This is a genomic window from Myroides sp. LJL116 (genome assembly GCF_054871685.1).
Genome location: NZ_JBTXLR010000009.1, coordinates 150,329 through 171,016, shown reverse-complemented (window position 1 = coordinate 171,016; position 20,688 = coordinate 150,329). Strand labels below are relative to the sequence as shown.

Annotated in this window: 22 protein-coding genes and 2 pseudogenes; 23 read left to right on the top strand and 1 reads right to left on the bottom strand. The window is 30.7% G+C overall.

Annotated features, from left to right (window positions below):
* The first annotated feature begins 1,130 nt into the window (after nt 1-1,130).
* The 5 genes from ACYSNM_RS08675 (at nt 1,131) to ACYSNM_RS08655 (ending at nt 4,642) form a co-directional block, all read left to right on the top strand.
* A complete protein-coding gene (locus ACYSNM_RS08675) occupies nt 1,131-1,595 on the top strand; it encodes a helix-turn-helix domain-containing protein (protein ID WP_461756537.1) in 465 nt (154 codons plus the stop codon).
* A gap of 81 nt (nt 1,596-1,676) precedes the next feature.
* Nucleotides 1,677-2,117 carry a GNAT family N-acetyltransferase gene (locus tag ACYSNM_RS08670; RefSeq protein ID WP_461756536.1) on the top strand — a complete coding sequence of 147 codons (441 nt, stop codon included), beginning with the start codon at nt 1,677-1,679 and terminating at the stop codon, nt 2,115-2,117.
* A gap of 142 nt (nt 2,118-2,259) precedes the next feature.
* Nucleotides 2,260-2,820, top strand: coding sequence for a hypothetical protein (locus ACYSNM_RS08665; protein ID WP_461756535.1), 561 nt, complete (start codon nt 2,260-2,262; stop codon nt 2,818-2,820).
* A 900-nt stretch (nt 2,821-3,720) separates the two neighbouring features.
* Nucleotides 3,721-4,242 (top strand): hypothetical protein, encoded by a 522-nt coding sequence (locus ACYSNM_RS08660; protein WP_461756534.1) that lies wholly within the window; start codon nt 3,721-3,723, stop codon nt 4,240-4,242.
* 142 nt (nt 4,243-4,384) lie between these two features.
* Complete coding sequence (locus ACYSNM_RS08655) at nt 4,385-4,642, top strand: hypothetical protein (RefSeq protein ID WP_461756533.1); 258 nt, start codon at nt 4,385-4,387, stop codon at nt 4,640-4,642.
* Nucleotides 4,643-5,188: 546 nt separating this feature from the next.
* Here ACYSNM_RS08655 and ACYSNM_RS08650 read toward each other — a convergent pair.
* Nucleotides 5,189-5,389: a hypothetical protein gene (locus tag ACYSNM_RS08650; protein ID WP_461756532.1), complete on the bottom strand. Its 201-nt coding sequence runs from the start codon at nt 5,387-5,389 to the stop codon at nt 5,189-5,191.
* Nucleotides 5,390-6,750: 1,361 nt separating this feature from the next.
* Between ACYSNM_RS08650 and ACYSNM_RS08645 the strand changes: the two are divergent.
* From ACYSNM_RS08645 to ACYSNM_RS08560, 18 genes and pseudogenes are all read left to right on the top strand, one after another.
* A pseudogene (locus ACYSNM_RS08645) lies at nt 6,751-6,960 on the top strand (RHS repeat-associated core domain-containing protein); the annotation flags it as partial.
* Between the two features lie 128 nt (nt 6,961-7,088).
* The gene (locus tag ACYSNM_RS08640; protein ID WP_461756531.1) at nt 7,089-7,538 is read left to right on the top strand and encodes a hypothetical protein; all 450 of its coding nucleotides are present in this window, start codon (nt 7,089-7,091) and stop codon (nt 7,536-7,538) included.
* Between the two features lie 1,477 nt (nt 7,539-9,015).
* Complete coding sequence (locus ACYSNM_RS08635; protein ID WP_461756530.1) at nt 9,016-9,945, top strand: RHS repeat-associated core domain-containing protein; 930 nt, start codon at nt 9,016-9,018, stop codon at nt 9,943-9,945.
* Nucleotides 9,887-10,390, top strand: a complete 504-nt coding sequence (locus ACYSNM_RS08630) for a hypothetical protein (RefSeq protein WP_461756529.1) — start codon at nt 9,887-9,889, stop codon at nt 10,388-10,390. The genes ACYSNM_RS08635 and ACYSNM_RS08630 overlap by 59 nt, the downstream gene beginning before the upstream one ends.
* Nucleotides 10,391-10,894: 504 nt before the next feature.
* The gene (locus ACYSNM_RS08625) at nt 10,895-11,122 is read left to right on the top strand and encodes a hypothetical protein (protein ID WP_461756528.1); all 228 of its coding nucleotides are present in this window, start codon (nt 10,895-10,897) and stop codon (nt 11,120-11,122) included.
* Nucleotides 11,123-11,130: 8 nt separating this feature from the next.
* Nucleotides 11,131-11,367, top strand: coding sequence for an RHS repeat-associated core domain-containing protein (locus ACYSNM_RS08620; protein ID WP_461756527.1), 237 nt, complete (start codon nt 11,131-11,133; stop codon nt 11,365-11,367).
* A gap of 90 nt (nt 11,368-11,457) precedes the next feature.
* Complete coding sequence (locus ACYSNM_RS08615) at nt 11,458-11,931, top strand: hypothetical protein (protein ID WP_461756526.1); 474 nt, start codon at nt 11,458-11,460, stop codon at nt 11,929-11,931.
* Nucleotides 11,932-11,934: 3 nt separating this feature from the next.
* Nucleotides 11,935-12,336 (top strand): hypothetical protein, encoded by a 402-nt coding sequence (locus ACYSNM_RS08610; RefSeq protein WP_461756525.1) that lies wholly within the window; start codon nt 11,935-11,937, stop codon nt 12,334-12,336.
* 459 nt (nt 12,337-12,795) lie between these two features.
* Nucleotides 12,796-12,993: pseudogene (locus ACYSNM_RS08605) on the top strand (hypothetical protein); the annotation flags it as partial.
* 131 nt (nt 12,994-13,124) lie between these two features.
* Nucleotides 13,125-13,304, top strand: coding sequence for a hypothetical protein (locus tag ACYSNM_RS08600; protein ID WP_461756524.1), 180 nt, complete (start codon nt 13,125-13,127; stop codon nt 13,302-13,304).
* Between the two features lie 192 nt (nt 13,305-13,496).
* Complete coding sequence (locus ACYSNM_RS08595; protein WP_461756523.1) at nt 13,497-13,976, top strand: hypothetical protein; 480 nt, start codon at nt 13,497-13,499, stop codon at nt 13,974-13,976.
* Nucleotides 13,977-14,289: 313 nt separating this feature from the next.
* A complete protein-coding gene (locus ACYSNM_RS08590) occupies nt 14,290-14,865 on the top strand; it encodes a hypothetical protein (RefSeq protein WP_461756522.1) in 576 nt (191 codons plus the stop codon).
* Between the two features lie 280 nt (nt 14,866-15,145).
* On the top strand, nt 15,146-15,682 hold the full coding sequence (locus tag ACYSNM_RS08585) for a hypothetical protein (RefSeq protein ID WP_461756521.1): 537 nt from the start codon (nt 15,146-15,148) through the stop codon (nt 15,680-15,682).
* Nucleotides 15,683-16,539: 857 nt separating this feature from the next.
* Entirely contained in the window at nt 16,540-17,022 is a 483-nt protein-coding gene (locus tag ACYSNM_RS08580) for a hypothetical protein (RefSeq protein ID WP_461756520.1), read from the top strand.
* A 426-nt stretch (nt 17,023-17,448) separates the two neighbouring features.
* Nucleotides 17,449-17,850: a hypothetical protein gene (locus tag ACYSNM_RS08575; protein WP_461756519.1), complete on the top strand. Its 402-nt coding sequence runs from the start codon at nt 17,449-17,451 to the stop codon at nt 17,848-17,850.
* 954 nt (nt 17,851-18,804) lie between these two features.
* A complete protein-coding gene (locus tag ACYSNM_RS08570; protein WP_461756518.1) occupies nt 18,805-19,221 on the top strand; it encodes a hypothetical protein in 417 nt (138 codons plus the stop codon).
* 212 nt (nt 19,222-19,433) lie between these two features.
* Complete coding sequence (locus ACYSNM_RS08565; RefSeq protein ID WP_461756517.1) at nt 19,434-19,871, top strand: hypothetical protein; 438 nt, start codon at nt 19,434-19,436, stop codon at nt 19,869-19,871.
* Nucleotides 19,872-19,933: 62 nt separating this feature from the next.
* Entirely contained in the window at nt 19,934-20,371 is a 438-nt protein-coding gene (locus ACYSNM_RS08560; protein WP_461756516.1) for a hypothetical protein, read from the top strand.
* Nucleotides 20,372-20,688 lie beyond the last annotated feature (317 nt).

The following is a 20,688-nucleotide window of genomic DNA, read 5'->3' as shown; positions in this document are numbered from 1 at the left end:
ATGAATCAATAGGGATAACTCTTACCTACCAACAGATGTTTTCATCATAGATGTAATGGTTGGTTAAATTGATTAAATAAGTTTGTTGTAAAATAATAATTGAAATTTCCGAAGTAAATTCGGTGGACGTTTGTTGTGATTAAGACCAAAGCTGAGGTATAGCTATATATTCCATGCTGAGGTGGAAACTCCATTTAAGCAAGGATGCAATAGCTGATTTACTACAGCAGTTAAACTGCAAATAGCCTCATTTTGGACGGTTAATGATCACAGACTATAAAGAAGTGGACGTCAAAAAAGACTTTCTTCATAGTGAATATAATAGGACAGTAGTGTTCTAAAAAGATACTACGTCTTTTCCTAGTAATTGCTCATCGGGGAGAGAAGCAAAAAAACTTACTAGGCAAATATTTTAAAGTGCAGGCTTATAACGAAATACTGTCTGGCTTACACTCTTGTTTTTTCTCTAGGTAGCTAAGTAAATTACTCAGCTACCCAAATTTTCATACTTTCTCAATTACTTATGTATTGGCATTTTCCTTTTGGAAAAATGCAAGAAAGGCTATACTTTTAGAGTGCGAATCGAAAAATAAAACCGTCTTACTTAAAACACATGTGTTTTGAGCAAAGCCGCATTACAATAAAACGAAATACATCGTAGACTATTAATCCTTGTAATACGTACTAAGGAGTAATTTAATTACTATTAATTAAGCATTTATAGAACCCCCTTTTTATATAGGCGTTTTAAAATGTCTAAAAAATAAAAAATCGCTCACATAGATTATATGAACGATGTTTTTTATAGTGGAATCTGTTCTCTTGTAAAAACAAGGAGCGGCTCACAATTCTCAATATGTAGGAGTCCTAATTCCTATCAAGTAAACTTGATTGCCATTGAGAGCGTACGTGAGGACCGCTCACATGTAAAGCAAAAGTACGAAACTTTTATACATGGAGCGACATCACGGTTACCTCGTTGGCAATTTTAGGACTTTACATACCGAGTTAACATCGTTGAATAAGCTAATGCTTATATGTCTGCTGATTAATTATATACAAATATACAAAAATAAACCCAACAAAAAAGGTTTTAGTATAAAAACTTTTTTTGGCTTAAAAAGAATTAAATGTCATACAAAGAAAAATTAGGTCAGGCTCTAAAAGCAAAGAGAGAGGAGTTAGGGTATACTCTTAAAGATATTGTATACATGAGTGGTGTTTCAAGGAGTAGTGTTATTAAAGTAGAGAAAGGCTCTGCTTCGAAATTTGACTCTTATATTGAGTATGCAAAATCTGTCCAGTATCCGTTTCAAACCCTTATAGAATTAAATATACCTATGATTCCAATTCGGGTGTTAGGGGAAGAAAGAAAAAGAAAGGTTCTGATTACAAAGCACCTATTTGAGTTGATTAAAGAGGGATTTTTCAAAAAAGAAAAGACAACAGCAGAGGTGAGAACTTATCTTTTGGAGGAAAATAAAATAAATAAAGAAGTTACAAGTAGTACTTTATCTAGTGTATTAGGAAGTTTAACGGAAGATGGAACATTGATTTCTAGAAAAGAAGGAAATAAAAATTACTATTCACTCTAAATTTCTAATACTAGTATTTAGTATTAATTATATCAGTGCTGATTTTTATATATAAGGTTACACTAACATAATAACTACCAAATGAAGATTCAATTAACCACTAATCCAAAAGAAGAAGACGCCCAAGTTTTAAGAGATGGAATAACAACCTATAATAAAACTACAATACCAGAACTTGAACCTAATGAAGCTGAAGTTAAGTTTTCAGTATTTGCAAGAAATGAAAAGGAAGAAATTGTGGGAGGTATAAGAGCAATTTGTTATTGGAATACTTTACATATTGAACTACTATGGCTTTCTGAGCAGTGTAGAGGCAAAGGAGTAGGGAATAGCTTAATCAAAATAGCTGAACAATTTGCGATAGAAAATAATTGTGAAAAAGCATTTGTAGAAACTACAAGTTGGCAAGCAAAACCATTCTATGAAAAAAATGGTTACCAACTCGTAGCAACTTTGAAAGATAGACCAAAAGGACATGCAACCCACTATCTAACTAAGAATTTGAAAGAGCCAATTAACTAGGACTATGTCTAAGTAGCGTTTAGCTTCGTAGGTTATTACAGTTAATAGTTGCGCTATTATTGATAAAAAAACGGGTATATCTTTTTAAAATTTTTAAATTGTTTCAACAATGTCAAAAATGTTTTTTTTAATTGGGGTTTTCATGATTACTACCAACTGCAATAAATCTGAAAATATTAAGTTATCAAAAATAGAAGATAATTATATAGAGAGTTACGAAAAGTGGAATTTAGAACCTCACTCTAAAGAAAAACAAGATTCTGTTGTTCTTTTTATAGATGAACTGATTAAAGTGAACAAGGATGATTTTTATAAAATTGAAAAAATAAAGCTTCTATATCAAATGGGAAGGGTAAAGGATGCATTATCTGTATTTACAACCTTAAATGAACCAAACTCATTTATGATTGAACTATTAAGAGCTCTGATAGAAGTCAAGTATAATTCAAATAATACTGATATTGTTTTACAAACTGTTTCTGATAAATACAAGTATACACAATTCACCGAAGAAGAGAATATTTATAAAATAGCTTTAGACTATTATTTAAAAGGAGGTGATTATGCTATTAATGAGATTAATCACTTAATGAATGAAATAACATTATCAGAAAATAATATGCCGATTGTTGAAATACTTCAAGTTAAAATACAAAATAGAGAAGATGCTTTAGAGGTGTTATATTTTATTTATAACCTTTAGCTCTTTCTTTGTAGCTATTAGATAAGTGATTCAAGTAAACGTTAAAGGGCTTGTAGTTGGCAGTAACAAGAGTTTAAAATGAACTTTCTGATAGTGTAGTAAGATGAGTTTGTTAGCCTTTTGACTAATAATTCAGGTAAGGAATTATAAAGATACTTGTATATAGGGTGTTTGGTAGGACAACCCAACTATATTTCTTGTATAAAGATGGACGCTGTCTGTGAAATATATACAATTGGTATAAATAAAGCAGAAAGATATGCCCAATACTCTGATAGACCAGAATGGAGAATGTATATTGATAGTGTTATAGATATGTTCTGATATCAAAAGTATAAAATACTTTTATACTCTACTTTTTCTTTTTTTAAAAATTTGAAGATCCTGGGATAGGTAGATTATATAAGTTATATCGGGTTAAAGGCGACTGGAATAGTAATAAAGAAAGCATAGTTAAAAAGCATCCTTAGAGTGAGAAATTTGAAAAACAAAGGAATCCGTGTGTTGTTTATTTATTATTACTCTTTTGGGGTGGCTCATAAATGCTCTAACCAAAGAGTGTCCTTTAATTAAAGATTTTAATACATGCTAGTGATTATGTATTGGTACTAACATAGAATACTCCTCTTTTTTAGATTTTGAAAAGATGAATATAAATTCAAAAGAAAATGTTCATGCTATTGGATTATATTTGGAGGTATCTGCCATAGTTAGTGAAGTTATGGCACTAGGTGTTTTTCTGGCATATTTTTTAGTTGGGGAAATTTGGTGCAAAATTTTCTGGAGGGGTGAGTACTTTAAGAAAATCAAAAAGTTATAAAAGATAGAGAAGTGAAAAAGGTAGGATATTATTTTATTTTAGGAGTGCATTTTTTTTGAAAAATTTAGATTAGAAAGACAATGGCAAAAAATAACAAACCCATTACCACTAGGGGCAAGAAGGTGAAAATATTATTTAAAATAATGTGCTTTTTTATAGTAATTCCAGTTTTGCTATTAGCATGGTACGACCAATCCCGTACTTTTTACTGTGTATCAAATGATAAATGTGTAACCGTTTGGAAACGTTTAGGAGGCAAATGTTACATTATCCCCAGTAAGTATTACGGAGTATTCAAGCCCTCTGAAAATTATATAAAAGCGACTAATACACAGTATTTAACACTTTATTTTTCTAATGATATTCCTAATAAAATGATAGTAAGGGATCAAGGAAACTCAATGGGAAAGGGAGAAAAATATGAGATTGTAAATAACCTACCAGAAGAATTAGAAATAAATGATTATTCTGATGATTACAATGTTATTCTTTATAAATCTGATGCTGTTAAATTTAAAGATGTTAAAACAAGTACAGAGTATATAGATTTAAATATATTTGAAAATTACGCTACTGATAAAAATGGTAACACGTTCAACTAATGTAGATGTATTTAAGAGATTTGAAAGGATAGAATTCTAGATGTAGAGAAGAATCAGGTAGTAGATTCGTCGAGAAACTAATCATCTCATAAGAATAATAATTAGTAGTTCAGGAGCTAAAGCTACCTGGATTAATTACGCAATGGGATTTTCGAGAGGTGTTACTAGATTTGAATCGGAAGTTCTTTCAAAAGGTGAATCTAAAGGTTCTATAAGGTTTGTTTATCGAGATATAAATCCTTTAACAGCAGATTTTGATGGTTATTCAATAAATCACAAGAATGATTGGTTGTCAGCAAGCAAAATGGGTGGACTTAAAATAGTTTTTATCTCAGATGAAGGAAAAGGGAGGAAATGGTTCTCAAAGCACATTATATTACAGCTTTTCAGAATAATTTAAAAGCTTTCACATCTTCATTTCTAGAAAGGAACACAAGTCAGGATGCAATAGATAATTTTGTAAAGACTATGAAAAATCAATATGCAATGGAGGTAACTGTTAAATAAAAAATATGAAAATATTAATTGCGGTAATACTTAACTTAATAGTTTGTGTAACTTTATTTTTCATTATGGGTCTCTTCTATATTGGTATATATGGGACTGGAGGTGAATACAATGTAAATAAGGTTTTTATATTCGAATGTGCTTATTTTTTAATAGGAATAATACATGTTTATCTTTTATACTTAAAAATGAATAAATCAAAGTCTTATATATCTATTTATGCTATTATATTTTTAGCCTATTTATATATGGCTTTCTTTTATAGTAAATAACCCAACAGCCTCAATACGTTTGTAAAGAGACTGGTTTTTAAAAAAAGACCCCCACCCTGGCGTCAGCATCTTGCTGGTGCTGTAGAAAAATAGTAAAAACGACAGGCCGTGTAGCTTGGCGTTTTTGTGTTTATAAATGTAAGGCATTAGAATACGTTTGTTTAAGTTTATAAATGTAAGGCATTAGAATGCGTTTGTTTAAGTTTATAAATTGCCATATCTATAATACTAAAGATAGATTCTTTTTGTTTATCGTCAAGATGTTCAATAAGCTGAACTTTCCCCATAATTGATTTGACGGTAGAATTTATATCGTCTAAATTATTATCTTCTATAAAAATATCTACTAAACTATCTCCCGAGCGCATTTGCTGTTTTTTCAATACATTTTATGTGAATCTTCTATTGACTTGCTAAGGTTGTTTGGGATATTGCTTTCTCTTTTTTTAAGTCTGCTACAAGGGTTTTCGAAGTTCATACTAAACAACTTTATAGGTTTTAAAAAATCTTTATTACTATTGAATAATAAAGGCGTAGAAACAATATTAGTTCTTCAAAACTCTATTACCATTTCCAGGAAAACTACCTTGACCAAATTGCTTTTATTCTGAACACCATTTGTATAATAATGTTGGACTGATATCTAATTCCCTGGCTAATTTGAATCTGTTTTTTTCTTTCATTAGCTAATTTTACTGCGTGATACTTAAAGTCAGCATCGTAGTTATTTCTTGTACAACTTATATTTCAAAGATAAATTTTTAAGCTTAACTTACTCTCCGAACAAAGTTATGAACTCCATTATGAAGTCCATAGTTTTGTTCTTTCCAATTGTTGACATAATATTATTTTCTGTTCCATTATATTACTGTCTTAAAACAAAAAATAAAATTTATTTTGTTTTAAGTTTACTGACTATATTTAGTATTGAATATTTAATGAACGTTTATTTTACATCTCAAAAAGTATTTGATGTTGATGTTTTTTTGAAAGTTATAATAGGACTAATACTGTTCTTCATCTTCTTTTATAGGAGTATATTTAATAAGTTTAAAGCTAATTCGAAATGAAGCCTCCGTTGCCAATAAAGTCACTCCAATAGACAACTTAACCTATAGTTATGAAGCAGGAAGTAATATACTCTCTAAAGTAGTAGATGCTAGTGGGAACTTAGAAGGATCTAAAAATACAAATACCACAACTAGTGCGGATTATACCTATGATGTATTTGGTAATCTAACAGTAGACAGGAATAAAAATAGTACAAAAATCAGTTATAATTCTTTACATTTAACTGTAGAGTTAAACATTGGATCTAACAAGAGTGCTTATCTGTATGATGCTAGTGGAAAGAAGGTGCAAAAGAAAGTAACGTGAGGGTACAAGTAGCAGCACTACAGATTACTTAAATGGTTTTCAGTATGTTGATAATGTTTTAAGTTTTATACCTACATCAGAGGGGGTCTTTGACTTTAAAACAAATAGATATGTCTATCAATATGTAGATCAACTAGGCAATGTAAGACTATCTTATAGTGACAAAGACGGTAATAATAAGATAGAAGCAACTGAGATTATTGAGCAGTTTAATTATTTTCCATTTGGATTAGCTCATAAAGGCTATAATCAAAAGAATGATCCTTTAATGAAAGATTTTAAATATCAATACAATGGTAAAGAGAATCAAGAAGAACTAGGATTGAATGTATAAGATTAAGGAGCTAGAAATTATGTTGCAGCTATTGGTAGATGGTTAAATGTAGATCCGCTGGCGGAGAAATACCCTAATATTAATCCTCATACCTATGTAGCTAATAATCCTATTAATGCAATTAATCCTGATGGAAAGAGAATATACTTTGTAGCTGGAGCTGGTAATGATTCTGATGGATGGAATTATGTGAATAGGTTTAAGTCTATTTGGAGTAATTTAGGTTAAAGGGATTTGCAAGAGTAAATGCGAGTCATGGTAAAGTAGGAGATATTGGTTTTGTTAATAAATTTAGGAATAGTGAGTCCTACAGAGCACAAGTAGGTTATATAGGTACTGTATACAACTCAGCTAAAATGGATAAGCAATATCAAAGAGCATTGAAAGGAATCATGCAGAGCTTAAAAAGCAATCCTCTAAAAGAAGGAGAACAATTAAATTTAGCAGGATATAGTTATGGAGCTGTTTTACAAGAGCATCTTGCAATTAGATTAGCAGATAAAGGGTATAAAATTGACAATTTGATTTTGATAGGAAACCCTACTTCTGATGGAAGTGATTTAATGACAAAACTGCAAGAGTATCAAGAACCTGGTAAAATAGGTAATATTATCAGACATGATATAGAGGGAGATTTACTAAGTAATCCTAAATCGGAGGGACAATTTATAAGAGGAGGAATGCAAAATAGTTTTTTAGGAAATGGGGATAATGGTTCTCATTTTGATTTAGCACGACCTGGAAAAGCAGCAGATAAGAAAATAGAACAGGTAGGACGAAAATTACAAGAAAATGGGGGCAAATAAAATAGTGTTTATTAGTATTATAATTTCTTTTATCGAAGCTTTAATAATTAATTTAATACCATCTAAAAATTTTTTTGGAGCATATTATATTGATATATACATAATAGTACCTTTGTTTTTAATACAATTGTCTATATTATTATTTTATAAAAAGCATACTGTTTGGGCAAATATAATTAGTGTGTTAATTACTTTAATAATGACGTTTATCACATATAAATTTATAGTAAATAACTAAAAAAAACCTGAGTTTAGCTCGGGATTTTTTGTTTTATAATATAGACTGAATTTTTCTTTTGGCTATAAACGCATCAATAACCGAGAAGATGTGATTGCGGTCTATTTCTTCAAACTTAGACACTTCTAAGATTCGCTCACTTGTTATTTTATCTATTTGTATCTCTTGTTTTCCTGTAAGGAAACCTAGGGATACCTCTAGTATATCGGCAATTTATCTTGTAATATCAATCGATGAGAATACTTCGTTTCTCTCGTATCTTCCCAATACATTTTTGTAAATACCTAATTGACTTGCCAAGTCTGTTTGTGATATTCATTTCTCTTTTCTTAAGTCTGCTACAAGGGGTCCGAAGTTCATAATAAACAACTTTATAGGTTTAAAAAACCTTTATTATTATTGAATAGCAAAGATATGGAAGCAAAATAAGTTCATCAAAACTCTATTGGTTTGCAAAATATAACTAAAATGGTGTCTTTCTACATAAATAGGAGTTCTTTAGATAATAAGAAAAGAGGTTATAGTTATGTGTATGACCGCTAAAACCGCCTTACCCTTGCTGCTTTAAAAGACCCAGATTTAACTATAAGCAGTAATGATACTCCTTATGGGGAAAAGCTTACTTACGATAAAAATGGCAATATTTTAAAACTAACTCGCAATGGGGCCTCCGTAGCTAATAAAGTCACTCAGATAGACAACTTAATTTATAGCTATAAAGCAGGAAGTAATAAACTTTATAAAGTAATAGATGCTAGTGGTAATTTAGAAGGATTTAAAAAAGGGAACACCACAACTAGTGCAGATTATACCTATGATGTATTTGGTAATCTAACAGTAGACAGAAATAAAAACATTACAAAAATTAGTTATAATTCTTTACATTTACCTGTAGAGTTAAACATTGGATCTAACAAGATTGCTTATCTGTATGATGCTAGTGGGAAGAAAGTACAAAAAAAAGTTATCCAGGGTACGGGTAGCAGTACTACAGATTATTTAAACGGTTTTCAGTATGTAGATAATGTTTTAAGTTTTGTACCTACATCAGAAGGGTTCTTTGATTTTAAAACAAATAAATATGTTTATCAATATGTAGATCAACTGGGTAATGTAAGGCTATCTTATAGTGATAAAGACGGTAACAATAAGATAGAAACAGCTGAAATCATTGAGCAGATTAATTATTATCCATTCGGATTAGCCCATAAAGGCTATAATCAAAAGAATGATCCTTTAATGAAAGATTTTAAATACCAATACAATGGTAAAGAGAATCAAGAAGAACTAGGATTAAATGTTTATGATTACGGAGCTAGGAATTACGATGCAGCTATTGGAAGATGGATGAATGTTGACCCACTAGCGGAACAGTTCGCAGGCTGGACACCATACCATTATGTACACAACAATCCCATAAATATGGTTGATCCTACTGGGATGGCTGCTGAACATATAGATGTTACTAAGAATGACGATGGCACATATAAAGTCGTAGGAGGTCAAGCTAATTCAGATAAAAATATTTATGTAGTAGATAGTAATGGTAAACGCACAGGAGAAGTCGTTGGCGAAATGCTTACGGAATATTCTTTCCACCACGAGGATGGTAGTGCTGTTATTGATGCAAAAATAGATCACAATGACAAATCTGGACAAAACTTCTTTAATAATGAAATTAAAAATATTGGTTTAATGGATTATATCTCAAATGCCCAAGGTGGAGAACCTCTTGATTTTAAGACAAATGATATGCCTAAGGGACTGACATTGGAGCAAGAAAGCCAATATCATTATCGAGGAATGTCTTTTAATGGTAAAGTGGCATCAGCAAGAGACATTGGAAATTATTCTGCTGGTTATGTAGCTGGAAAGCACGGTCAAGGTTGGGGAGCTTCTAGAATAGCTTTTGATGCACTTGAAACCAAACAAAAATATCGTACTTGGAATGTGCTTAAGTGGCGAAGTTGGGAAATAGAAGGTCAACCTACACAAAGAGCGGAGCGAGCTGGTCATAATGCAGGTTATCCTATTTTTAAACAAAGACAGCTCGAAAGGCAACTGCAGAAAGCAACTAATCCTTATCCAACAGGATACAAAGATAAAGAAAATGAAAAAAGCAATAATTATATTAATATTTGGATTAATACTTTTTTTTACTATAAATAGTTGTAAATCTGATGGTGCAAGGTCATTTTATTGTATTACCAAAGATAAATGTATTACTATTTGGGAACTAGGAAATGGAGAGCTACTGATAGTATATGGTACGTATAAAGGTATAAAAAAACCAGTCGATGATTATATTAAAGTAATAAACAACAGATACGATAACATACATTTATTAATATCTAGAGATGGGAAGTTACTTATTGATGTTGATAAGAATGCGACAGTTGTTAAACAGTCTTCTAATGACTTAATAGACCTTTATAAAAACAATAAGACTCTAAATGATAGTTTATATACTTATTTTGATGGTAAGTATACAAGGTATAAAAAAGAAGTCGATTATATTAGCCTAAATATTAAGGAAAACTATGCTACTGATAAAAATGGCAATAAGTTAAAGGAATGCCCCCCCCTAGCGCAAGCGTCTCGCTTGTGCTTATGAGTAAAAAAGCACCAGATCGCGCGGACTTACTTCGCCTGTTCGGCTAAAGCCTCGGGTGTAGTTCTTGCTTATAAAGAAAGTGATAAACATCAAAGCCCTTAGTGATACGGGGCTTTGATATTTATAACGTTGCAATATTGTCTGAACTGTGATTTTTGTGATTTGATAAGATGGCGCATAAGAGATTGGTGAAATCACCTTTGGAAACGGTGAAATTGAATATATTTATAGCGTAGGAGGTGCGAAGGTTCAGAAGGAAGTAACACAAGGTACAGTAGTAACAACCACGGATTATTTAGGAGGGTTTACTTCGTCAGTTCGCTTCGCTCGTGTCCAACGCCAGAAGGGTATTACGATGCTAGAAATAGCAGATATATCTCATTAGAAATGTTATTTGTTTTGGTATTCGATGAACTGCGTTTGTATATCAATATGCAGATCGTCTAGAGAGCGGAGCGTTAAGAAAATGTCTAGTAGACATTTTTAGTGAACGAGCCAATTGGTGTGTCGGGGAGGCTTAGTTATTCCGATATCAATAAGAATGATAATGTTGAGGCTAATGAAATATTATCGGAAGCGGATTATTACCCATTTGGACTACAACATACCGAAAACAGTATTGCGACTACGGCTAACAAAGCTGTGGAAAAGTATCAGTACAATGATTTCGGAGAAGAAAGCGAAGAGCTTTTGACGAACGAACCGCACGTAGTGCTGAGTTGGATGAGTTGAATTTGAATGTGTTTGATTACGGCGCAAGGAATTACGATGCGGCTATCGGAAGGTGGTTTAATGTGGATCCGCTAGTGGAGAAGTTTCCGAATTGGAATCCATATCATTATGTACACAATAATCCAATAAACTTAATTGATCCGACAGGTATGACAGCAGATGGATGGAGAATCAACGAGGAGACAGGAGATAAGACATATAGTGATGATTATACAAAAAATAAGACACCAGAAGGATATACCTAAGCAGATGAAATATTATCAGGAAGTGAAGGTAGGTATTATGACTCCCCAGGAGGTATAACAGATGTAAGTGCTGTTTTTCCAGAAATTGAGATGACTAAAAAGTCATCCTTACATCCTTATTTTAATGCTGTACTGTCGGGGGAATATGGAGCTTATACTCCTGATGGATTTGGTTTTTCAGGTAGTGTATCTGCTTTTGGTTCTGCTCTTGGGGCAAGTATAGTTTCCGATAAGTATCATAATTTTGATGTGTTTTTTTCTTATTCAGGAACTACGGGATTTAATGCAGGAGGCATTACTAATTATTTACCTTCATTTTCAGTAACTATGGATTTCTATGGGAATAATGATTCAAATAAACGACTTTTGGAGGGTATAGCGGGGACAAGCTATGATTTTTCTGGGGGATATGGTTATACATTAGGGTATTCAAGACCTGAAAGTGGGAATGGAGTACATAAGGTTAGTTCGGGAATAGGAGGAGGAGTTCGAATGGGACAATCAAAAACATATTCTTCTTCAGAGCTTAAAAGAAATTTTAAAAATTATTTAAAATCAATTTAATTTATGAATCGATTATATATAGGTTTATTATTTACTATGTTGTTGTCCTCTTGTGCTTATTTAGATAAAGAGTATTGTGAAGAGATGACTAAAGTTACTTTAAAAGAGGATTACTATCTTATTCTGAATAAGAAGCCAGAAAAATGGTCAGGTAATGGAACATGGTATTATGACCTAGTTGGAAAGGATTTAAATACACAAAGAGATACTTTAGTTAAAGCGTATCATTATAGATGGTATAGTATGATAAGTAGTTTTTCTGAAAAAGGAGATACTTTAATAAAGAAAAAAGAGTCTTTAATTGTTGAGATACACAAAAGAGATACTATTTATTATATGGAATGGCAATGTGGAAATCCTTTGATTAATGGTGTTTCTTTTAGAGATTTTAAACATCCAAAATAAAATAATTAGTAGTATACGGAGTATAATATCTTACCATCAGCTCCTGTACGAATCCTTTCGTTCGATGGATAAATAAAGAATTAAAGCCCTGGATATCGATAGTTTTGATTTCATATTTTTTAATAATAATTCATTTCTTTTGAATTTTCAATATTAGTATATGTTTAAAGAGTTAAAATTAGAAGTTCTTATCTAAAAAAGACAGATTAAAGATATAATATTTTTAAGTAAAAAAATAAATTAAAAATGACGTGAAATAGAAAATACAAACTTAGTCTGTTTGGATATCTAAAAGTTGCTTATCTGTATGATGCTATGGAAAGAAGGTGCAGAAGAAAGTAACGAGAGGGTATAAGTAGCAGCACTATAGATTACTTGAAAGATTTTGAATACCAATACAATGGTAAAGAGAATCAAGAAGAATTAGGATTGAATGTATAAGATTAAGGAGCTAGAAATTATGTTGCAGCTATTGGTAGATTGATGAATGTGGATCCGTTGGCGGAGAAGTATCCAAATATTGAAGGTTATGTTTATTATGCTAATAATCCAATTCCATGTATTGATCCTGATGGGAGAGAAATAGGGATAACATTTGATGTTACTAATAATAATGGTTCTACAACTCAGCACAAGGGTTCAATACAAAAATGGTAAATTCAATGGTACCAATACCAAAGTATATATAGGCAGAAATAGATATGTTACAAAAGTTATGGGAAGTCTTAATTATGAAAAGATAATACTGATTTAAAAGGAAGAGTTACCACATTACTAGATAGTAAAATATGCATACTATTAAAATGACTGTTATTCCTGATGATGGTAATGCAAACTCACCTATTTCTCAATCAAATGCTGAAAAGGGTATCCCAACAAGTTATAATACTGCCTATAATCTAGATACAGAAACTAATGTAAAGGGAGGTAACAGAGTTCCAAGAGCCGGGCTTGCTACGAATTATTAGGCCACGGGTGGGATTCTGATCAAGGGAAGACAGATTATAGTAAAACCGAGACGGAATTCCTATGTATGTTAATGCCGTAAATATGGAAAATAGAGCAAGAGAAGCAGCAGGGAACGAAAAGAAAACTACATATGCTGGCAAATCAATTCCTGAAAAATTATTAAATTAGACTCATAAGAAAACAGAATAGTTATGAAATGGTTTTTTTTATTACTACTAAATTTGTGTTTGGTTTATAAAGGACCAGAAAGTACTTTTATTGATAAAGTCTTAACAGATTTTGAAAGGTACAGTTACTATGTTTCTTTTTCACTGGCCAATGGCGAAAGATATATTATAGAAAATGATGACTTGTTTTATTATTTTCAAAAACAGGATGATTTTAGTAGAGAGCAATACAAAAAAGAAATAAAAGAGAAACTAATCAATGGTTATTCTATTGAAATCAAAAATCTAAATTCCAACTTTATTGAAGTTTCCGATGTTCCAAGGGTTGACGCAAACGCAGAAAAGGGATTAGATGAATTTATAAAAATCTACTTTGATAATAGCAAAACTTTAAAAGATGGTATTACAGATGATGAAAGAATAGCTATAATACAGCAACTCTTTAAATGGGAAATAACCAGTAAGATAGACGATGAAACAGGTTATTTGGTAATATCAAGATAATTGGGTGATGTATCAAAAAGCGTGTTTTATTGTAACGCTTTACAAACACAATACTTTTTTGTGTGTAGTTGCAATGCAAATTCCTAGGAGTTCTTTAAATAATAATAAAAGAGGCTAAAGTTGTGTGTATGACCGCTTAAAGCATCTTACCCTTGCTGCTTTAAAAATATATGAACTACCTCTAAGTGGTAATAATACTTCTTATGAGGATAGACTTATTTAGGATAAGAATGGCAATATTTTACAACTAACTCGTAATGGTACTCAAGTAGTAAATAAAGATCTCCAGAAATTATCATTAACAAAATAAAAAATGAAACTAGTATATTTAATAGCTGTGTTTTCATACTTTTCGTTTGTATGTAGGGCTCAAGATAATAGAGATGCTGTATTAGATTCTATTGTACTAAACAGTAGAAGTAAATCGGATATTGTATTGAATTATTTTAATACAATTAAAGCTCCTAAACTACTATATTCTATAGACGATAAATATTTTTATTTGATAATTAAGGATTCTATTTGTTATCAAGAATATTATATAGATTTGGATAATACAGATAATATAAAAAATGTTTATAACGTAAAGTCTAAGGCGAAGAATAAAAAACAACGAAAAAAAGAAAAGGAATACAAGAAATTACTATTAGACGCAGATCCTATATTTGATCTTGATAAGTATTCTAGAAGTTTAATAAATAATATACCAGAGGCAAAAACAATATCAGGGAAATTATCTTATTTTGTAATACAAGATTTAGCTGGTGAGAAATATGGGGAATTTTCTCTGTCCTCTCTTACGTTTGCTACACCAATAGATTATAAATTACTTACATATTTAATTAATCGTTTGTCTGATGAGATTGCTAATAATAAACAAGGGAATTAGAAACTAAATTACCCGAGCCAATGGGTTTGTAACCCTCATAAATAAAAGTAAGCATCCCAATGATAACAGTTGGGATGTTGTGTGTTTACAGGTTTGTTAGTGGGATTCTGATTTTAGGGATGAAAATACATAGGATACAATTTCACTTATTAGAGATTGGACAAACATAAAACCTGATGGACCTGGACCTAATTTCGAAAGATTTGGAGGATCACTATAAAGCAAAAGTAAGAACATGTTTTTTCAAGCCTATTAAAGGCGATAAATGATTGGATAGGTTATGAAAAAAATATTAGGATTTCTAGTATTGTTTATTGTATTTGTTCTATTGTATTTTAAATATGATAGCAAAGGATATAGTTATGGGTTAGAATGTAGTTTGTGTAATAAAAATATGCCGTATGGAATAACGCCAAAAATTGCTTTTGATTATCCGCAAGGTTTTTTTTTGCTTGATGAAGATAAGTTTGAGCTTGTTGGAGTTGGTTTTAGATTTTATAATACTGGTTTTAAAATCAAAAGATTTTTGGGTTATGGCTATAATGATACATCTGTATTGCTTAAATGTACGGACAGCTTGAATAACATAAAGTATTTGGTATCGTATGAAGCAGGTTATAAAAATAAAAAAGGAAATCCCACCATATCATTTAAGGAGATAGACAATGGGGAGCACGGCAAAATCAAGGATAGTTACCAATGGGTTGAAATTGACCAGGAAAAAGCATATACTATAAGATTTATGAAGTTTATATTTCTAGTCGGAGCTTTACTTTCATTGTTTTTTATAGTCCGAAATATAGCTAAATTAAAATAACCAAAGCTACTCATTGAGTGATTTTGATTATTTTAAAAACGAAAAGAATAAGAAAAATAGCTGATATATCAGGAGTGTAGTTTTAACTACTTTCTATCGCCCAGAATTAATCTTTAGTTGTGGTAATAATAAAAATTAAAAATCCTAGTCTAGTGGCTGGGATTTTTTTGTGTTTAAAGGGTGATTAAAAACGGTGTAAAAATAAAAGTAAGTTGTAGTGACAGGATACGGGATAGATAACCCTTTTGTTTTTAAGTTGTTGTAAAACAATTATTTAATTTATTTTTTATTTTTTTAATTGTAAACTTTTATGCACCATTTTTTACACAATCCTATAGCGAAGATTTGCATCTTAAATCCGCTTGTATAATGTGAAAATAATTGTAAATATTTGACCACAAGTACTTTGAGTTTTAAGTATTTTCATCTAAATTGGTGTTGCGCCAAAGACCATTTATAAAAGGACTAGATTCTTTGGATATAAGTCTATTTGGAAGTCTAAACTTTTTTCAAAAGAATTTGAACTCCTACATTTAGGCAATGTCATAATGAGAACCTTCTCTTGGATAAGAGAAAAGCGAAACTAGGTATTTGGCTAGGTAAGTCAAACATGCTAGAAAGTACCCAAACTAGGATTTTAGTTTTAAAGTTATTGGTAGGTATAGTTCTAATGGAGGTTTTAAATGCATTATTATATCATTAGATAGTTGTAGATACTTAGTTTTTATACTATCCTATTTTGCGCAAAACGTGCAGTAGTAAACACTTAGAAGGAGTAATTAAAGACCCTGGCAATTTTGCTAAGGCTACTTTAAATTTTGAAGGAAGTTATAATAATCAGAGGGTAGTAATAAGATATGAAAAAACAGATAATGATAATTAAAGGATTTCTTTCGTTTTGTTTAATACTAATGATTTCATCTTGTACTAACAAACAGATGAAGGATTACTTTATTAATGGAGAAAATGAATATTGGACAGTTTTCTCAGGTGAGAATTTACCTAGGATAGGGACCTACTATCAATTTAATAGTGATATGCAGTATAATAGATTTCGAAAAGATGAAAATGGGAAGATGATTGATTTTAATACTGATGGGGACCTAATTTATGATAATAGAGACTGGTCTATAAGTAACGATAGTATTTTTTCATGGGATGGACATAAATATGATGTATTATTATGTACTGATGATTTTATTCTTTTATTATTTGGAAAGGATCAAAAGCATCTTTTTTTATTAAAAGGCAGGTTTGTGAAGGACTTAAATTCTTCTCAGTATTACTTTGAAAAAAGGCAAAAAAATCCTGAAAAATATCAGCCAATCTGGGAACTATAATAATTGGAACTACCCTACGAATGATTTATGTTGTCTATTAGTTACAGGGTTCAATTTAATAAAGAAGGTAAATTATTGAACGCAGCCACCACGATACAGGGAGCAATGGATAATGCTGTTAATGCTTATCAGACACAATTTTATTTTGATGGTTCATAGCCTTTTGTTGCGAGTTCTTTTCAATATCATTATTGGTACAACATTGCTGAATATAAAATATTCAGGTGGTAAAGTAATAGTTTACTAAAAATTAAAAGATAAAGAGAGATGAGAAAAATGTTATTTACGTTTTAGAGTAGGGCTTCTACTTTTTAGCTGTATTTCCATAAAAGGTCAAACATTAAAAAATCAGGATATCTCAGGTTTATATCAACGACAAGAAAGTTCTGAAAAGATGGAGTTAAAGCCTGCTGGAACTTATATATTATGGAATACGCAAATGTTATTTACCCCGTAATAGAGCAATGCGATTATACTTCGAAAGGAAAATGGTCGGTTATAGCAGATAACGTGTTAGAGATTACAAGTGAAGATCATTATGAAAAGCAGAAAGGCTTTGACTATGAAATCAAAAAAGGGAACAAATTTTTACAAGATAGTTTGCATGTCAAAGTGGTTTTTCCAGATGATTTATCCTCTGGAAATCTACGCTTAACTTTTAACCATAATAACATTAAATCCATAACAACAGACAAAACATTTATTATATTACCAAAATCAAAATATTTATGGAATAGAAAGACTCCTACAAATCAAATCAGTCTTAGTTTGAATGCTATTGTATCAGCAACGGAGCTTTATAAGAGCAGGATATTATTTAATATTTGAGAACAAAGCATTGATACGGAAAAGTATAATTATCTTGTGGTCACTTTACCTAATTTTGATCGATGTTTTTTTGAATTTGAACCTTATAATCAAGAATTAATTTATATCAAAGGCAGAAATCAGTTATTGTGGCAAGGGAAAATATGGATAAAGTAGTTTAAAGAAACAAACAAACTCTAGTTAAGCTGATATTTTTAAATAGGATTTTAAATGGTAAAATGGTTAAGTAATATTTATTTTGTTATATATATAATCGTTCTATGCGTAATATATTTCCTTCTTAAAAAAGAAGGAGGTATGGCAATGGGGGTGTTAATTATATTCCTAATAACTTCGGTACCTTTCATTTTGATTAATTTAGGGAGGAGTCTGCCGAAAAAAAAGATAATTTTAATTATAGTCAATATAGTGTACATTACATTAATATCGATTCTGTCTTTTTTGTCTTTAGATAAAGAAGATTGGTTAATAGTATGTGGGGTGGGGATTTTATTGGTTACAATGCTGATTGTGGATTTAGTAAAAAAGAAAGATTCAATAGTATTAAGTTATTTGAGTTTTGGTCAATTATTAATGTTTTTAGTTTACTTAATTATATAATTATTTCTGTTGTTTGAAAGCCAACCTGGTTGTTCTGTGATAAGCATAAGAACTCTACAATAATATATATAGCTTTATTATTTACAATAGTAGAAGAAACACTAGCCACTGTTGAAATTATAGAAAAACTTCGACTCTTCACCTACATTGGTAAAAGTGTATAAGTTTAATGATTTTGGAACAATTCGTGGGTTGAGTATATGATGTACGAACTGAATTGCTATAGAAGATTATTATAATGCTTAGGGAACAAGCAGTTTTTAGAGGTCATTCGAATGTCAACCCAGGTAAGTTATAATAATCAACAGATAGTTCACAGAGAATATTTCAAACTATCCCAAAATAATAAAGAAGATGAAAAATTTATTAGTATATTTTTTTGTAATCGCTATTTCTTGTGGTTTTCAAATGAAAAACAAGTCAGATAAAAAGGTGACAAACACAGGTGAAAACGATTTATATAAGATATTGAAAATTGACTCTATAAGTTCTTTTTATATTATTTACTGTACAAAAGATAAACAGAACTATAAAATAATATCTAAAAAAGAAGATGAAAAATATAAATTTGAGAAAATAAAGGAAAGCGAATGTTATAGTTTTGAATTAACAAACTTTCCAGACTACACGATTAGTGATAATCCATTGACGGGGTTTAGTTCCATTGAGCCTTGCTTTATGTTAGATAAAGACACTGAAATATGTAAGGAGCAGGGTGTGAAAGGATTATATACTGTAAGTAATCTTAAAGGGTTATATTATATAAAATAATTCATAAACAAGAACTCCTGAGTATAGTTCGAGAGATTCTTGCTTATGAATCTGCTGGCGGAGAAAAATTATCATATTAGTTCGTACACTTAAGTAGCTAACAACCTAATTAATGTAATCGATCCATATAGTAGGGAGACTGTTTTTGTAATTAGTAAATCAAGATATAAATTAGATGGGTGAATATCCAAATTAAATCTATACAAAATTTTATGGATAATGAAATCAGAAATGTTGAGTTAGTCGATTATATATTAAAGGCAAAAGAAAAAGAGCCTCTTGATTTTAAGTATAAGGGAATGGATGAGATAAATGAAAATACAATTGTTAGTCAACATTATTATCGTGGTATGTCGTTTACTGCAAAAGTAGCCTGGGCAGGAGATATTGGTAATTATGTAGCGGGTTATATAGCTAGAAAGCATGGTCAAAGTTTTGGGGTTTCTAGAATAGCTTTTGATGCTATTCAGATCAAACAGAAGTACCAAACTTGGAATGTATTTAAGAGGAGAACTAGGAAAGTACAAGCTCAGTCGACTCAAAGAGCAGAGAGAGCTGATCATAATGTAGCCTTTCCTATTTATAAACAACAACTTGAAAAAGAATTACAGAAAGTAACTAATCCCTGGCCAATTGGACCTAAACACTAAGAGTTATGAAAAAGATATTTATAATATTAGCATGGGGTTTTGTGTTTCTCATTCTATTAATAATGACTAGTTGTAAATCTGATGGGGTGAAGTCTTTTTACTGTGTTTCCAATGATAAATGCATTACTGTTTGGAAAAGAGCAGATGGAAAAGTGTATATAATACCTGGAAGATATGGAAGTAATCACAAGCCTACAGTAAGTCACATAGAAATCATTAATAAACAATTTTTAACACTCTACTTTTCAAATGAGAAGGAGCTTTCTTATAAAATAATAGTCAGAGATGAAGGAAACTTAGAAAGTAATCTAAAAAAATACACAATAGAGAATGATGAAAAGGGAGAATGGGAGTTTTTGGAATATTCCGATGATTTCAAGACTATTCTCTATGAACCAAATGCTATTAAGTTTAAAGATGTTAAACCAAGTACTGATTATTTAACTATCAATATTCAAGAAAACTTTGCTACAGATAAGAAAGGTAAGAAGCTAGAATAAAACACGATAATTAAAAGATAAAACACGGAAGACATTTAATAAGGGCAGTGAAAAAGTCTCTTGAAGTAATGAAAATGAAAAAGCTCTGCGTTAGCGAGGCTCTGTCATTTTATAGCGTTGCTATGTTATTGTGAAAAGAGGTATTTATAATTTTGATTGGATAGTGTTTTGTCAATGAGTTTAAAGATGGTTTGTATATCGTCTTTTTCTAATTGTCGGACTAGTTGGATTTATTTCGCAATTTTTTATCTTCGATTTCTGTTTTTTTGGTAATGTTTTTATCGTAGTTCTGAATATTATAGGTTCATAGCTTTCGA

Coding starts and splice junctions, on each gene's coding strand:
- ACYSNM_RS08675 (WP_461756537.1), top strand. CDS start 1,131: ATGTCATACAAAGAAAAATTAGGTCAGGCTCTAAAAGCAAAGAGAGAG.
- ACYSNM_RS08670 (WP_461756536.1), top strand. CDS start 1,677: ATGAAGATTCAATTAACCACTAATCCAAAAGAAGAAGACGCCCAAGTT.
- ACYSNM_RS08665 (WP_461756535.1), top strand. CDS start 2,260: ATGATTACTACCAACTGCAATAAATCTGAAAATATTAAGTTATCAAAA.
- ACYSNM_RS08660 (WP_461756534.1), top strand. CDS start 3,721: ATGGCAAAAAATAACAAACCCATTACCACTAGGGGCAAGAAGGTGAAA.
- ACYSNM_RS08655 (WP_461756533.1), top strand. CDS start 4,385: ATGGGATTTTCGAGAGGTGTTACTAGATTTGAATCGGAAGTTCTTTCA.
- ACYSNM_RS08650 (WP_461756532.1), bottom strand. CDS start 5,389: ATGCGCTCGGGAGATAGTTTAGTAGATATTTTTATAGAAGATAATAAT.
- ACYSNM_RS08640 (WP_461756531.1), top strand. CDS start 7,089: ATGGATAAGCAATATCAAAGAGCATTGAAAGGAATCATGCAGAGCTTA.
- ACYSNM_RS08635 (WP_461756530.1), top strand. CDS start 9,016: ATGAAAGATTTTAAATACCAATACAATGGTAAAGAGAATCAAGAAGAA.
- ACYSNM_RS08630 (WP_461756529.1), top strand. CDS start 9,887: ATGAAAAAAGCAATAATTATATTAATATTTGGATTAATACTTTTTTTT.
- ACYSNM_RS08615 (WP_461756526.1), top strand. CDS start 11,458: ATGACTAAAAAGTCATCCTTACATCCTTATTTTAATGCTGTACTGTCG.
- ACYSNM_RS08610 (WP_461756525.1), top strand. CDS start 11,935: ATGAATCGATTATATATAGGTTTATTATTTACTATGTTGTTGTCCTCT.
- ACYSNM_RS08600 (WP_461756524.1), top strand. CDS start 13,125: ATGCATACTATTAAAATGACTGTTATTCCTGATGATGGTAATGCAAAC.
- ACYSNM_RS08595 (WP_461756523.1), top strand. CDS start 13,497: ATGAAATGGTTTTTTTTATTACTACTAAATTTGTGTTTGGTTTATAAA.
- ACYSNM_RS08590 (WP_461756522.1), top strand. CDS start 14,290: ATGAAACTAGTATATTTAATAGCTGTGTTTTCATACTTTTCGTTTGTA.
- ACYSNM_RS08585 (WP_461756521.1), top strand. CDS start 15,146: ATGAAAAAAATATTAGGATTTCTAGTATTGTTTATTGTATTTGTTCTA.
- ACYSNM_RS08580 (WP_461756520.1), top strand. CDS start 16,540: ATGAAAAAACAGATAATGATAATTAAAGGATTTCTTTCGTTTTGTTTA.
- ACYSNM_RS08575 (WP_461756519.1), top strand. CDS start 17,449: ATGGAATACGCAAATGTTATTTACCCCGTAATAGAGCAATGCGATTAT.
- ACYSNM_RS08570 (WP_461756518.1), top strand. CDS start 18,805: ATGAAAAATTTATTAGTATATTTTTTTGTAATCGCTATTTCTTGTGGT.
- ACYSNM_RS08565 (WP_461756517.1), top strand. CDS start 19,434: ATGGATAATGAAATCAGAAATGTTGAGTTAGTCGATTATATATTAAAG.
- ACYSNM_RS08560 (WP_461756516.1), top strand. CDS start 19,934: ATGACTAGTTGTAAATCTGATGGGGTGAAGTCTTTTTACTGTGTTTCC.